This is a genomic window from Natronosalvus halobius (assembly GCF_024138145.1).
In the GTDB taxonomy this organism is placed as follows: domain Archaea; phylum Halobacteriota; class Halobacteria; order Halobacteriales; family Natrialbaceae; genus Natronosalvus; species Natronosalvus halobius.
In genome coordinates, this window is the sequence record NZ_CP099997.1 from 510,019 (window position 1) to 522,953 (window position 12,935).

The 12,935-nt window shown below is 63.9% G+C and carries 16 protein-coding genes; 9 read left to right on the plus strand and 7 right to left on the minus strand.

The annotated features are described in order from the left end of the window. From NGM15_RS02465 to NGM15_RS02485, 5 genes are all read left to right on the plus strand, one after another. On the plus strand, positions 1-342 hold the full coding sequence (locus NGM15_RS02465) for a four-helix bundle copper-binding protein (RefSeq protein ID WP_253434831.1): 342 nt from the start codon (positions 1-3) through the stop codon (positions 340-342). 1 nt (position 343) lies between these two features. Further along, complete coding sequence (locus NGM15_RS02470; RefSeq protein ID WP_253434834.1) at positions 344-874, plus strand: DUF2243 domain-containing protein; 531 nt, start codon at positions 344-346, stop codon at positions 872-874. 215 nt (positions 875-1,089) lie between these two features. Beyond that, positions 1,090-1,449: a thioredoxin gene (trxA, locus tag NGM15_RS02475; RefSeq protein ID WP_253434835.1), complete on the plus strand. Its 360-nt coding sequence runs from the start codon at positions 1,090-1,092 to the stop codon at positions 1,447-1,449. Continuing rightward, on the plus strand, positions 1,446-2,501 hold the full coding sequence (locus NGM15_RS02480) for an NAD(P)/FAD-dependent oxidoreductase (RefSeq protein WP_253434838.1): 1,056 nt from the start codon (positions 1,446-1,448) through the stop codon (positions 2,499-2,501). Before trxA ends, NGM15_RS02480 begins: the two co-directional genes overlap by 4 nt. 30 nt (positions 2,502-2,531) lie before the next feature. Next, the gene (locus NGM15_RS02485) at positions 2,532-3,644 is read left to right on the plus strand and encodes an aminotransferase class V-fold PLP-dependent enzyme (protein ID WP_253434841.1); all 1,113 of its coding nucleotides are present in this window, start codon (positions 2,532-2,534) and stop codon (positions 3,642-3,644) included. 31 nt (positions 3,645-3,675) lie between these two features. Here the strand turns inward: NGM15_RS02485 and NGM15_RS02490 are convergent, their stop codons facing one another. Continuing rightward, on the minus strand, positions 3,676-4,056 hold the full coding sequence (locus NGM15_RS02490; RefSeq protein WP_253434844.1) for a winged helix-turn-helix domain-containing protein: 381 nt from the start codon (positions 4,054-4,056) through the stop codon (positions 3,676-3,678). A gap of 163 nt (positions 4,057-4,219) precedes the next feature. Between NGM15_RS02490 and NGM15_RS02495 the strand changes: the two genes are divergently transcribed. After that, the gene (locus tag NGM15_RS02495; protein ID WP_253434846.1) at positions 4,220-4,396 is read left to right on the plus strand and encodes a hypothetical protein; all 177 of its coding nucleotides are present in this window, start codon (positions 4,220-4,222) and stop codon (positions 4,394-4,396) included. Between the two features lies 1 nt (position 4,397). Here the strand turns inward: NGM15_RS02495 and NGM15_RS02500 are convergent, their stop codons facing one another. Beyond that, positions 4,398-4,559, minus strand: a complete 162-nt coding sequence (locus NGM15_RS02500) for a DUF7560 family zinc ribbon protein (protein WP_253434849.1) — start codon at positions 4,557-4,559, stop codon at positions 4,398-4,400. A gap of 298 nt (positions 4,560-4,857) precedes the next feature. Continuing rightward, positions 4,858-6,921, minus strand: a complete 2,064-nt coding sequence (locus tag NGM15_RS02505; RefSeq protein WP_253434852.1) for a sensor histidine kinase — start codon at positions 6,919-6,921, stop codon at positions 4,858-4,860. Positions 6,922-7,093: 172 nt separating this feature from the next. Between NGM15_RS02505 and NGM15_RS02510 the strand changes: the two genes are divergently transcribed. After that, entirely contained in the window at positions 7,094-7,768 is a 675-nt protein-coding gene (locus NGM15_RS02510) for a helix-turn-helix domain-containing protein (RefSeq protein ID WP_253434855.1), read from the plus strand. 62 nt (positions 7,769-7,830) lie between these two features. After that, entirely contained in the window at positions 7,831-8,292 is a 462-nt protein-coding gene (locus NGM15_RS02515; RefSeq protein WP_253434858.1) for a pyridoxamine 5'-phosphate oxidase family protein, read from the plus strand. A 120-nt stretch (positions 8,293-8,412) separates the two neighbouring features. Here NGM15_RS02515 and NGM15_RS02520 read toward each other — a convergent pair whose 3' ends face one another. The 3 genes from NGM15_RS02520 to NGM15_RS02530 all read right to left on the minus strand — a co-directional run bounded on the left by NGM15_RS02520 (position 8,413) and on the right by NGM15_RS02530 (position 10,570). Further along, entirely contained in the window at positions 8,413-8,550 is a 138-nt protein-coding gene (locus tag NGM15_RS02520; protein ID WP_253434861.1) for a DUF7560 family zinc ribbon protein, read from the minus strand. A gap of 77 nt (positions 8,551-8,627) precedes the next feature. Next, positions 8,628-9,080, minus strand: a complete 453-nt coding sequence (locus tag NGM15_RS02525; RefSeq protein ID WP_253434864.1) for a DUF3054 domain-containing protein — start codon at positions 9,078-9,080, stop codon at positions 8,628-8,630. Then, positions 9,077-10,570, minus strand: a complete 1,494-nt coding sequence (locus NGM15_RS02530; RefSeq protein ID WP_253434867.1) for a heme o synthase — start codon at positions 10,568-10,570, stop codon at positions 9,077-9,079. Before NGM15_RS02530 ends, NGM15_RS02525 begins: the two co-directional genes overlap by 4 nt. A gap of 173 nt (positions 10,571-10,743) precedes the next feature. Between NGM15_RS02530 and NGM15_RS02535 the strand changes: the two genes are divergently transcribed. Further along, on the plus strand, positions 10,744-11,655 hold the full coding sequence (locus NGM15_RS02535; protein ID WP_253434870.1) for an ABC transporter ATP-binding protein: 912 nt from the start codon (positions 10,744-10,746) through the stop codon (positions 11,653-11,655). Between the two features lie 43 nt (positions 11,656-11,698). Here NGM15_RS02535 and NGM15_RS02540 read toward each other — a convergent pair whose 3' ends face one another. Beyond that, positions 11,699-12,859, minus strand: a complete 1,161-nt coding sequence (locus NGM15_RS02540; protein WP_253434873.1) for a COG1361 S-layer family protein — start codon at positions 12,857-12,859, stop codon at positions 11,699-11,701. Between the last annotated feature and the right edge of the window lie 76 nt (positions 12,860-12,935).

Genomic DNA, 12,935 nt, shown 5'->3' on the forward strand with positions numbered 1-12,935 from the left:
ATGGCGCTACAACAACTGCCGCGGGACGACGAGATGAAAGACTGCATCGACAACTGCCTCGAGGCCGCCCAGGTCTGTGAGTGGTGTGCAGACGCGTGTGCCGACCACGGCGAGGAGATGGCCGAGTGCATCCGGCTCTGTCGGGACGTCGCCGACCTGGCAACGTTGCACGCACGATTCATGGCCCGCGATTCGGATTACCACGGCGACCTCGCCGCTATCTGTGCGGACGCCTGCGAGGCCTGTGCCGAGGAGTGCGAACAGCACGATCACGATCACTGTCAGGCCTGTGCGGAGGTCCTTCCGAAGTGTGCCGAATCGTGTCGCGCTATGGCCAGCTAGGATGGCGCCACCCCCGCAATCGGAGACGTGGCTCGGGCTCTCCGCGCGGTCGAAACCGCTCGTCCAGGCCGGAGTCGCCCTCGGTGTCGGACTGGGCGGATTTTTCGACGGCATCGTCCTGCATCAGATCTTGCAGTGGCACCACATGCTCTCGGCCCGGACGGACACGACCGACCTCGCTGCGTTACAGCTCAATGTCCTCGCCGACGGGCTCTTTCACGTGGCGACATACGCGTTCACGATCGTCGGGATCGTGTTGATCGTCCGCGCGTGGCGACATCCGTACGTCCCACCCTCGAGCCGAACGCTATTCGGTTCGGTTCTGATGGGCTGGGGTCTCTTCAACCTGGTCGAGGGACTCGTCAATCACCACCTCCTCGAACTCCACCACGTGTGGCCCGACGGGCCGGCGAGCGTCCTGGTATTCGACGTCGCGTTCTTGCTGTCGGGCGTGCTCTTGCTCGCGCTCGGGTACGGTATCGCTCGCTCGGACTCGGATGCAGCCGGCAGTACCCGAAGTGAAGCCGCCTGATCGCAGACGTCCTGCCGTTTCGACTTCGAGCAGAATTTCGGAAAGTTCGCAATCAACCTTGCTCGAGATTCGTTCTAATTAATCGAAATGCTACCAATACTCGCTAATTTAAGGAGTTAGAGTGCTGCGACCTCACTCCACAACTCGAGGCCACGATACTGTATTGCACAATACACACAAAACCTTTAAACACTCCCGGGCCATACGAAGAGGTGATGTCATCTGATGCATACAGCGGAACCGACCAGACCGCCGACGAACCAGTCTACATCCAGGGCCAGTCCCACTTCGAAGAGGTCGTGAGCGAGAACGACGTCGTTCTCGTCGACTTCTTCGCGACGTGGTGTGGCCCGTGCCAGATGCTCGAGCCGGTGATGGAGCAACTCGCCACGGAGACCGACGCCACGGTCGCGAAGGTCGACGTCGACGACAACCAGCCGCTCGCGGGCAGCTTCGGCGTTCGCGGCGTCCCGACAATCATGGTGTTCGCCGACGGCGAGCAGGTCGAACAGCAGGTCGGCGCGTTGCCCGCCGACCGACTCCGCAGCCTGGTCGAGGGATACACGAACGAATGAGCGAGGAGAAACGCGACTCTGACCACGACCACGACCACGACCTCGACCTCGTCGTCGTCGGCTCCGGCGTCGCTGGCCTCTCCGCGGCCGTCTACGCCGCGCGGGCGGACCTCGGGCCGCTCGTGCTCGAGGGCCCCGAACCCGGCGGTCAGCTGACGCTCACGACGGAAGTCGAGAACTTCCTCGGCTTCCCGGAGGGCGTCGGCGGCATGGAACTCGTACAGCGCGGGAAGGAACAGGCAGAGCGATTCGGCGCCGAGTTCGCCCACGGAACCGTCGAGGCGGCCGACCTCGAGGCCCACCCGTTCGAACTCGACCTCTCGAGCGGCGAGACGATCCGGACACGCGCACTGATCGTCGCCACCGGCGCGAGCGCTCGCTGGGTCGGTGCCGAAAACGAGGACGAGTTGATGGGGTACGGGCTCTCGACGTGTGCGACCTGCGACGGCGCCTTCCACCGCGGCGACGACGTGCTCGTCGTCGGGGGCGGCGACAGCGCGATGGAGGAGGCGCTCTTCCTCGCGAAGTTCGCCGAGAGTGTCACGGTCGTCCACCGACGCGACGAACTTCGCGCCTCCGACATCATGGCCCGGCGCGCTCGTGATCACGAGACGATCTCGTTCCGCTGGAACGCCGAACTGCTCGCGATCCAGGGCGACCGGGACTCGGGCGTCACCGGCGCGACGCTCGTGAGCCACCCCGATGGCCACCCGATCGAGAAGGTCGAGGTCGGCGAGGACGTCATCGAGGAAACCGTCGACGTCGGCGGCATCTTCTACGGCGTCGGCCACGTCCCAAACACCGACTTCCTCGTGGATACGCCCGTCTCGCTGGACGCCGCGGGCTACCTCGAGACCCGGGGCTCGACGACCGAGACCGACGTGCCCGGCGTCTTCGGCGCCGGCGACGTCATGGACCCACAGTACCGGCAAGCAATCACCGCAGCCGGGACGGGGAGCATGGCCGCGCTCGACGCCGAGGCCTGGGTCGAGGAGACGGACGCCGAACTGGCAACGGAACCGGCAGCCCCTCCGATCGAGGCCAACGATTAGGGCCTTCGACGAGTAAACTCAGCTATTCTCATGGACCACGAGACCCTTCGCGCGGACATTCCGGCGCTCGAGCACGGCATCTACCTGAACACCGGCGCCGGCGGGCCCAGCCCCCGGCCCGTCGTCGAGACGATCGAGTCGTCCCTCGAGTCCCACGAGTACGACGCGCCGACCGGCGAGGGCATGTACGCCGCGGCCAGCTCGAGCCTCGACCGGGCGAAGACGGCGGTCGCCGACCTCATCGGCGCTCGCGAGACTGAAATCGCGCTCACCCAGAGCACGACCGACGGCATCAACCGCGTCGCCGGCGCGTTCGACTGGGACGAACGCGACGTCGTCGTCCGCACTGACCTCGAACACCCGGCGGGGATCCTGCCGTGGCGACGGCTCGAGCGTACGCGCGGCACGGAGGTTCGCGTCCTCGAGACGGAGGAGGGGAAACTGGACCTCGAAGCCGCGAAGGACGCACTCGAGGGAGCGACGCTCCTGGTCGTAAGTTCGATCACCTGGACACACGGAACGCGACTGCCGATCGAGGAACTCGTCGAGCTGGCACACGATGCCGACGCGCGGGTCCTCGTCGACGCCGTGCAGTCGCCTGGACAGACCACCGTCGACGTCACCGACTGGGGGGCCGATTTCGTCGTCGGCGCCGGTCACAAGTGGCTGCTCGGCCCCTTCGGCGCCGGCTTCCTCTACGTCCGCGAGGGGGCCGAACGCGAGTGCGTGCCGGGTGCGATCGGCTACCGGAGCGTGACCGACGCCTCCGCGCACGACTATGAGTACGCGCCCGGTGCCGGTCGGTTCGAGGTCGGCACGACCAGCCCCGCCCTCTACGACGGCCTGGCGGCGGCGATCGACTATCACCAGGAACTCGGAACGGAAGCCATCGAGTCCCGTATCGTCGATCTTACCGAGTATCTCACGGACGGCCTCCCGGACTCCGCGTTGTGCAGCCCCCGTGAGTTCGAGTCCGGACTCGTCACGATCGACGTGCCCGATCCGGAGGCGACGGTCGACCGCCTCGCCGAGCAAGACGTCGCCGTTCGGTCGCTCTCGTACCCGGACGCCATCAGGGCGTCAGTTCACGCGTTCAACACGCGAGACGACCTGGACGCGTTGCTCGAGGCGTTGAAACGATAGTTTTAGGAGTAAAAGAGAAGAGCGTAGCCGATCAGGCGCTGGGGTGAGAGAGCAACAGTTCGATCCCACTGTCGGCTTCGACCGAGATCTGGACGTCGTCGACGCGGTGGCCGTACTCGCTCGTGTGCTTGCCCGAGCGGCGGATGCGAAGTTTCTCGTCGAGCATCCCCGCGTCGGTCAACTTCTCGATTTTGCGGTAGGTCGTCGAGAGGGGGACGTCACAGCGCTCGGAGAGTTCGGATGCGGTGAGATACGCGGCGTCCTCGTTGAGGGCCTCGAGGATGGTCCGGCAGTCGGCGTCGGTGAGCGCATCGAGAATGGTCTGGACGTCGTCGCCGGTGGTGATCGTCGTCTCGTCGCTTGGGGTGTCGTATCCGAAGGGGCTCGTCGTCGCGGTTAGTGACTGGCTCATACTTCTGTAGAGGAACCGATGGCCCTCGAGTGTACACCACCGATATCGTGGGTCATTTATATAGGGTGGTGAAAATAGCCGTTTCGGGGCCTGTGAACGCACCACACGGCATCGAGTGACTGATGGGTGGGCTCGTCTCGGACACGAATAGTCCCATCTTCCGATGGTCGTCATCATCATCGCCATCGCCATCGAAGAACTCGAGTCCTGGACTCTGCTCCGTCGATGTCGTCGAGAGGCGACCCAGCGGGCATCCGTCGAGAAAAATTCGTCCATCGAGAAGTCGGCCGGTCGCGAAAAGAGAGGCACGGGCGTTCGACGCGTCGGTGACGGGCGGTAATTCAGGCGTCGCTTTCGGCCATCTCTTCGAAGTCCGCCCGAGAGACGGCGCTCCCACAGACCACACAGCCGTTCTCGACGAGGGCCTCCCGCATCGACGCGTTGACCGTGATGGACTGGGCGCACTCGGGACAGACGAAGCGATAGTCCTCACTTGTACTCATTGCTACTAGATCAAACACTCTCCAGTAATAAGTGGTCCACTCTCGTTCTGAGGTGATGAGAATACCCCGTGGTCGTCGAGTTTCGCCCTGCTGGGGCGATTCCTCTGTTCGATGGGAACGAACGGCGAGGCGACGGCGTCCAGGACGTCGCTCGAGGCTCGAGGCTCGAGACTCGAAACTCGAAACTCGAAACTCGAAACTCGCCGTAGATGGATCGAACACGAGCACGTGAATCCCGCTCGAATGGCCAGATTGGTCTGAACTCGTCCGCGTGTCCGTGTCGTGACCGTTGCGACCCTCACTCGGCCCGCTCACCGACCGAAGGGAGAGTAAACGAGACCGTGGTTCCGTCACCGGGTTCGGACTCCGCCCAGATCTCGCCGCCGTGGCGTTCGACGATCCGCTCACAGATGGCGAGTCCGATCCCGCTCCCCTCGTACTCCGTCCGACTGTGCAGTCGGGTGAAGACGTCGAAGATGTGCTCCGTTTCGTCGGGATCGATTCCGATCCCGTCGTCCTGGACCGAAACGATCCATCGAGAGCCGTTTCGTTCCGCCGAGACGTGGATCGACGGGGGCTCGTCGCCGCTGTACTGAATCGCGTTGCTCATCAGGTTCTGGAAGACCTGTCGCAACTGATCGTGGTCGCCCTCGACGGTTGGGAGCGATTCGGTCGTGATCGTCGCGTCGCTTCGAGAAATCCGCACCTGGAGGTCCTCGCGAACGTTCTCGAGGACGACCTCGAGATCGAGCGGTTCGAGCGGTTTGCCGCTCGCTTCCACCCGCGAGTAGGCGAGCAACCCGTCGATCATCTCCCGCATCCGATCGGCCCCATCGATCGCAAATTCGAGGTACTCTTCCCCGTCTTCGTCGAAGGCCTCGCTATACTGGCGCTCGATGAGCTGGAGGTAACTGGAGACCATCCGGAGCGGTTCCTGGAGGTCGTGGGAGGCGGCGTAGGCGAACTGTTCGAGGCGCTTGTTGGATTCGCGCAAGTTGGCTACGGACTGCTCGAGTTCGTGCTGATACTGGTGGCGTTCGATGGCCTCCGCGATGATGTTGGCGACGCTCTGGATGAACGTGACGTCTTCGTCGCTGAAGACCTGCGGATCGGTGTCGTGAGCGCCCAGAATCCCCCACGGATCGTCACTCGGGCCGACGATCGTGCTGATCCCGCTGCGGACGTTGTGGCTGCGAAGTAAATCCGGACCGGTGAACCGTGTTTCCGTCTCCAGGTCTTCGACGACGATGGGATGATCGTTCGCCAGGGTGTACGCCGCCTGCGAGTCGGCTTCGACGGCGGAAACCGTCGCCGCTCCGACGAGCCCGGGTTTCCAGCCGACCCCCTGGCGGAGGAGTAGTTCGTCGGCCCGGGCATCGAGATCGAGGACTTTGCAGTACTCGATGTCGAGCGCGGCCGTCACCTGCTGGGTCGCTTCGTGCATGAGCTCGTCCAGGTCGTCCGTCTCGAGTGCGAGCTGGCCGAGATCGGCAACGATCTGTTGCTGGCGAATCCGATCCGTGAGTTCCCGTTCGCGGTCTTTCCGCTCGGTGATGTCCTGGGACATGACCAGCACGGCGTAGACGCGTCCACCCTCGTCGGTCAACGGATGAGTACGGAACTCGAACACCTGTCCAGGAGTCTCCAGTTCGAAGACGGTCGATTCGCCCTCGAGCGTCGCGCGATAGTGGGGTTCGACGACGTCCACGACCTCCGGTTGGAAGGCGTCCTGGACTCGTTTTCCCTGCAGTTCGGTCGGGTCGTACCCGGTTTCCTCGAGGGCGTTTCCTGCGACGAGTGTGTGTCGTAACTCGGTGTCCAGCAGCGCGACGGCCCCGTTCGGAAAGTTCTCCGTCAACGTTCGGTAGCGCTGTTCGGACGTCGTGAGGCGGTCGAGCGTCTCTTCGAGTTCCGCCTGCGTGTCCTGGAGTTCCTGGTTGCGCTGCTCGAGGACGTAAGCTCGTGACTTCGCGCGCGCGTCGTAGGCCCCTGCGCCGAATCCGGCGACGCCAGCGAGCGCAGAGAGGATGAGGAAGTTGTTCACTGGGTCCGACAACTGGCCGGCGAGATAGATGAAGAGGAGAATACTGACGACGACGCCGATCGCGCGGAGACACCAGTGGGCGATGGTCGAAAAGAACGTCGGCTGAATGTCAGTCCGGGGCAGACCATATCCCCCGTAGAGAAGCACGAGGCCTGACCCGCTGACCAGGACGACGACGATTAGTACTACCGAACTCGATAGCGCTTCACCGGCCTGCATAAGTGGCCAGATCATACCGATAGTGGCGTACAGTCCCCCGAGTGCGAGGATCGCACGACGCCCACCGAACGCCGAGTGGAATCGAGCCAGGGGATTCATACCATTCCAGACGTAGAGCCAAATAAATAGTACTTCTGGATATCCGACCGTCGCTTCAACGACAGTACAGTCGTCTCTCGTGGCTCGTCGAGTGACCGTCGACCGACACGTCGGCCCCGAGTCCGCGGAACCCTATCTTCATTAGGCCGGACTTCGAACCCAACGGTAGACGATGTCGCCGGGAATTCGCGCGACGGTGAAAGTCGGATCGCCCGAAGGCTGCCCGATAGCGAGCTTTTCACAGCGGACGGGGACGACGGTCGATCGGGTGTCGACCAGTACTGCGAGCGAGGGTAACTTGAGCGACAGCGAGGGAAATGCCAAGAGTACCACAAGCACCACGGAGTTCCTCGCCGCCACCGACGAGGAAATCGACGACGTCTCCGGCCCGATATTCTCCTACGGGTCGACCAACCTCTATCGCCACACGCACGACGACTCGAACTGTCCGTGCGCCTGTCTCGGCTCGTTCGGCTGTCCGGTCCACCGCTACGTCGCCGAGGACGGGGACCTCACGCTGGTCTTTCACGCCGAGCACTTCGACCAACTTCAGGCGATCATGGCCGAGTTCCGCGAACGGTACCCCGACATCGACGTCCAACGACTCCTCCAGCCGCCGTTGCAGGGGTCGACCGAAGAGCAGGTGTTCGTCAACCGCGGAAAACTCACCGACCGCCAGCATGAGGTCCTGCAGGCCGCCTACGATGCCGGCTACTTCGAGCGGCCGAAAGGGGCTAACGCGACCGAAATCGCGGCCGAACTCGACATCAGCCAATCGACGTTCACCGAACACCTCGTCGCCGCCCAGCGAAAGCTCTTCGAGGACATCCTCGAGACCGACGCGTGATCTTCCCCGAGCGACAACGGAAATAGTTTAATGGCGCATAGGCTTTGACTCTGCATACGACGATGTCACTAGCCGAGGAAACCGAGATGACGGCGACAGAAATCGACGCCTTCCTGAGTCGCCACGAGACCGGCGTCCTGGCACTCGCCAGCGACAACACGCCGTATGCGATTCCGATCTCCTACGGATACGACGCCAACAGCCGGTCGTTCTACATGCGACTGGTTTCGACGCCCGAGAGCGAGAAACGGAAGTTCCTCGACTCTACTCCCCAGGTTCGTCTCGTCGTCTACGACGAACAAGATGGCGGCCGGACCTACCACAGTGCCGTCGCCGTCGGCACACTCGAGACGATCGACCCGACCGACCTCACCGTCCAGGATGTCGAGCAGTACGGGACGACGAAGCGACCGCTGTTCGAAATCTGGGGCGAGTCGAAGGCGAATCTCGACATCAAACTTTACCGGTTCGAACCCGACGACCTGAGCGGGCGCCGAACCGAAATCGATCGCGGAGACGCGTAGGTCCTGTCGACTTTTCGCCGTCGGTCAGGCTCTCGAGCGGTGGCAAGATGCGGTGAACACAGCGAACGTGCTAAAACACGCCGAATACGTCGAAACGCATCGAAACACGCTAAAACGTCCTCAGTGAACCAGAAAGTGTTCGCGGGAAACCGTCGTTCCGCAGACTGGACACCCGTATTCGACCGTCGCGTCGCGTACGTCGCCGCCCACGGGGCCTCGCTGGCCGCAGCCTGGACAGGTAAATTCGTAAGTTGTCATTGCAGTCGGTTGGGCACCTCTACCTAGACGAACACGGCGGGTCTCGATAGGGGTATAGCCGCACTATGTGGGGATGTTTAAATGAGTCGTCGACGCGCTCGACGAACGAGAAGCGAGACACAGAGTCGCCACGGCAGGACGAAGGCGAGTCCGAAGACGACGTTGACGAGGACGAACTCGAGCGGGGCGCCCCCGGGGAAGTACACCGTTGACCGAATTGCGGCGCCGACGACCGAGGCGCCGATCCAGCCGAGCGTGACATACCAAAGGGTCTCGAAGGGGCTGGAAAGCGTATCGAGCCGGAGTGTTCCGACGAGCGGACTCACGATCAGCCAGCCGGCCAGAAACGGCACGGCGGTCCGGAGGGTGTGGAGCGGGTACGTCCACGGCTCGATCGCGTGCGAGAGCAAGCCGACGGCGAAGAAGCCGAGGATGACGATCCCGTCGCCGAGAACGACGACGCTGACGACGGCGGTACTCGAGTCGAGGGTGTCGTGTCGGATGCGTGGGGTTATCGCGTTCATGGTCATGGTCGGAGTCCGACGACGAGCGCTTCGGCGACGATGGCGAGCAGGACGACGCCGAGGTAGGCGTTCGAGGCGTGGAAGGTCCGGAGCGTCGCGCGGTCTGTTCGGCGGCGACACTGCACAACTGCCGTCCCGAGAAACAGCCCACCCACGGTGATCGTCGAGAGGGTAAAGAGCCAGCCGAGCGGGGTCACGAGGCCGAGCACGGTCGTCATCACCAGCGTTCCGCCGAGGGTCAGGAGGATCCGGCGACGGGCGGCCGAGACGCCCGAGACGACCGGAAACATCGGGTAGCCTGCTCGCGCGTAGTCGTCGCGGTAGACGATCGCGAGGTTGTAGAAGTGTGCCGGCGTCCAGACGACGACAATCAGCGCGAGGACGATTGCCGGCAGCCCGACCGAGCCCGTGACGGCGGCCCAGCCGATGACGGCCGGAAGCGCGCCCGACCCGCCGCCGATCGCGATGTTCCAGGTCGTATTCGGTTTGAGGACGACGGTGTAGAGCACGCTGTAGTAGACGATGGCTGCTAGCGTCAGCGCCGCGACGAGGAGGCTGACCAGCGTCACGAGCACGACCATCGAAAGGACGGCCAGTGCGAACGCAAAGAGAGTCGCGCGAGCGGCCGACACCTGGTCGGTCGCCACGGGCCGGGCCGCCGTTCGCGACATTTGCTGATCGCGGTCGCGTTCGTAGGCGTGGTTGAACGCCCCACTCGCTCCCGTCGCCAGCATCCCGCCGGCGAGTGTCGCCACGACGGTCACGCCGTCGGGCCACTGGCCGGTCGTCGTCGTCGCGAGCGCCATTCCCGCGAGCGCGAGCAAACACAGCAGCCACATCAATCGCGGTTTCGTCAACTCGAGGTAGGATCGTCCCCTCGAATGGAGCCGAGCGCGCGCCGACCGTTCCGCGGTGGTTCGAGTCGGGTTCGACGAGGGCTCATTCGCAGGTGCGGACGACGTCGTCTCACTTGCGGCTGCGGACGACGGCGGCTCGCTTGCAGGTTCGGACGACGGGGCCGAGTCGGCGGCGTCGAATGTGGCTCGCTCGGTGGTCGACTTGCCCTCGAGCGTCCAGCCGAGGGCAGCGAGCAGCGCGGTGAAAAGCACGGCAGCGATCGCGAGGTGGGCTCGTCCCGCGACGGGCTCCCCGGTAACGACGACGAGTCCACCGACACCGACCTGAATCACGAAGAGGACCACGCCGCCGCTGATGGCGATACGCGTTCGTCGACTAGACTCCGCCTCCCAGGCACCGAGCGTCGTCAGGGCGAGTAACAGGCCGACGACCCCGGCGAGCAGTCGATGGCCGAGAACGGCAATCAGCGTGGGATCGATCGGTGACGCGATTCCGTCGGTACAGAGCGGCCACTTCCCGCAGGCGCTCCCGGCGTCGGTCGTCGCGAGCGCCGCCCCCGTCGCGAGCAGTGCGTAGGTTGCGAGCGTCGTTGTCGCAAGGAGGAGGACGAATCGACGTGTCGTAAACAGGGTCGTCATGAGTGAGTAGAGCGTGTTCGAACGGGCGGTTTCCGCTCCCGTTCCCGTTCACACGAAGTCGTTAGAAACGGTCGTACCCGATAATTCCCCCGAACATGTTTCGACCGACTCGAGCGATCGGTATCGCCGCGGGGCCACGTACGTATTATGACCCGGGGCGGAGTACGCTCGGTGTGACGAGCGGAGATGCATACCCGATAGCGGTCGAGGGACTCACGAAGTACTACGGGGACGTTCGCGGCGTCGAAGACCTCACGTTTGCCGTCGAGAACGGCGAAATATTCGGATTTCTCGGCCCCAACGGTGCGGGAAAGTCGACGGCGATTCGGGTCCTACTCGGGCTGTTGGGGCCGACGGACGGCGAAGCGCGGGTACTGGGCCACGATGTCACCGACCGGAACGCCCTCCGTGCCGTGAAACGGGACCTGGGCTACCTGCCGAGCGACGTCACCTTCTACGACCGGGTCACGGGCGAGGCGGTCCTCGACTACTTCGGCCGGCTTCGCGGCGAGGAGCGGCGCGAGGAATTGCTGAAACGCTTTCCCGTGCCGCTCGAGCGACACGTGAAGGCCTACTCGAGCGGCAACCGACAGAAACTCGCCATCGTGGCCGCATTCATGCACGATCCGGAGCTGGCGATCATGGACGAGCCCACGTCGGGACTGGATCCGCTCGTTCAGAACGAGTTCTACTATCTGCTCGAAGAACGAAAGCGCCGCGGGCTGGCGAGTTTCTTCTCTTCGCACGTGCTCAGCGAGGTCCGTCGCGTCTGCGACCGGGTCGGTATCATCAGGAACGGCCGATTGATCGAACTCGACACCGTCAGCAACATCCTCGCAGAGAGCGGTACGGTTGCCACCGTCCGACTGGCCGAGGAGCCACCCGTCGAGGCACTCGAGTTCCAGGGAATCGCGCGGGTCGATCGACTCGAGTCCGGCGCGTATCGACTCGTCCTTTCACGGGAGTTCGACGCACTGATCGACAGGTTACACGAGTACACGGTGCTGGACCTCGAGGTGCGTGAAGCATCTATCGACGACGTGTTTCTGCACTTTTATGGCGACGGGGAGGACGGCCCCTCGTGATCGGTGGTTCGAATCTCGAGATTCGAGCCACGGTCGACTCGAATCACCGGCGCCGATACCACCAGACAAGGGCGAGCGCGAGCACGAGAGCGACGACGACGAACGGGGCGATCGACTCGACATCGGCCTCGCCATCGGATTCGACGAGCGAAACGGGGACCGCGATCGGATTCGTCGCCGTCTGGCCGTCGCCATCGGACCCTCTCTCGTAGGTCAGCGTGATCGTCGCGCTGGTGGTCGTCTCGATGGCGTCCGAGGACGATTCAAGGGCGAAGCGTACCGTTTCCGATTCGCCGGGGTGGAGGGTCCCGACGTACGCTGTCGGTGACTCGCTCGAGAGCGGTGGCCCGGCTTCGAGGGTGGCGACGACGCCGGAAACGGGTTCGGTGCCGTCGTTCGAAATTCGGACCTCGTAGACGCCGTCGCCGTCGACCGGAACGGTTTCGTCGACGGGCGTTACGACAAGTCTCGGGCGCTCCTCGAGGCCGATGGCGAGCACCGACGGCCCGCCGATTACGACGGTTTCGTCGTCGCCGTTGTCGCCGTTATCGTCACCGTTCCTACCGTCGTCTCCCTCGTCACCGTCCTCGACCAGGTACTGAACGGTCGCGAACACCGGATACGTTCCTGGTTCGACCGCGGCCGCCGCGACCCGGACATCGACGGTGTCTGTTTCATCCTCCTCGAGGTCCCCGAGGGAGACCGATTGCTCGGCCTGGGGCGCGTTCGGTGCCCCGAGCGACAGCGTTCCGTCCGGTGCCTGGAGCGTCACGACGACGTCCATTGCATCGTCGTCGCCGTCGTTGGTCACCTCGAGCGTCACAGTCGTCGCGCCACCCGCTCGCACTGACTGACCCTCCGCGACGACGACCTCGATGTCGTCGGCGGGTGCCTGGACGATCGTCGGACCTGCCGTGGCGGGACCCTCCTGTGGCGGACCGGCCTCGCCTTTGCTGGGCGGAAACTGACCGGACTCATTCCCGTCGTCGCCTTCGTCGTCCGTGGCGTTCGCGCCCGCCGAGTCGGGATCGGTTCCCGTCTCGTTCCCAGCGCTGTCGTCTTGTACGTTTGCCGCGACAGTGTCTACCTGGAGCACCGTCGCCCCACTGAGCAACCCTGCCAAAAATCCGACGATGAGAACGACGTGCCCGAGCACGACGAGGCGACGATTCCGTCGACTCGAGGCATCCTGCTGGCCCGTCATTTCCATCTCAGGACGGCCGACCGACGAATAAATCGTCAGGCCCGTTCCGCGGGCGAACCCTTTCGTTTCCGCCCCA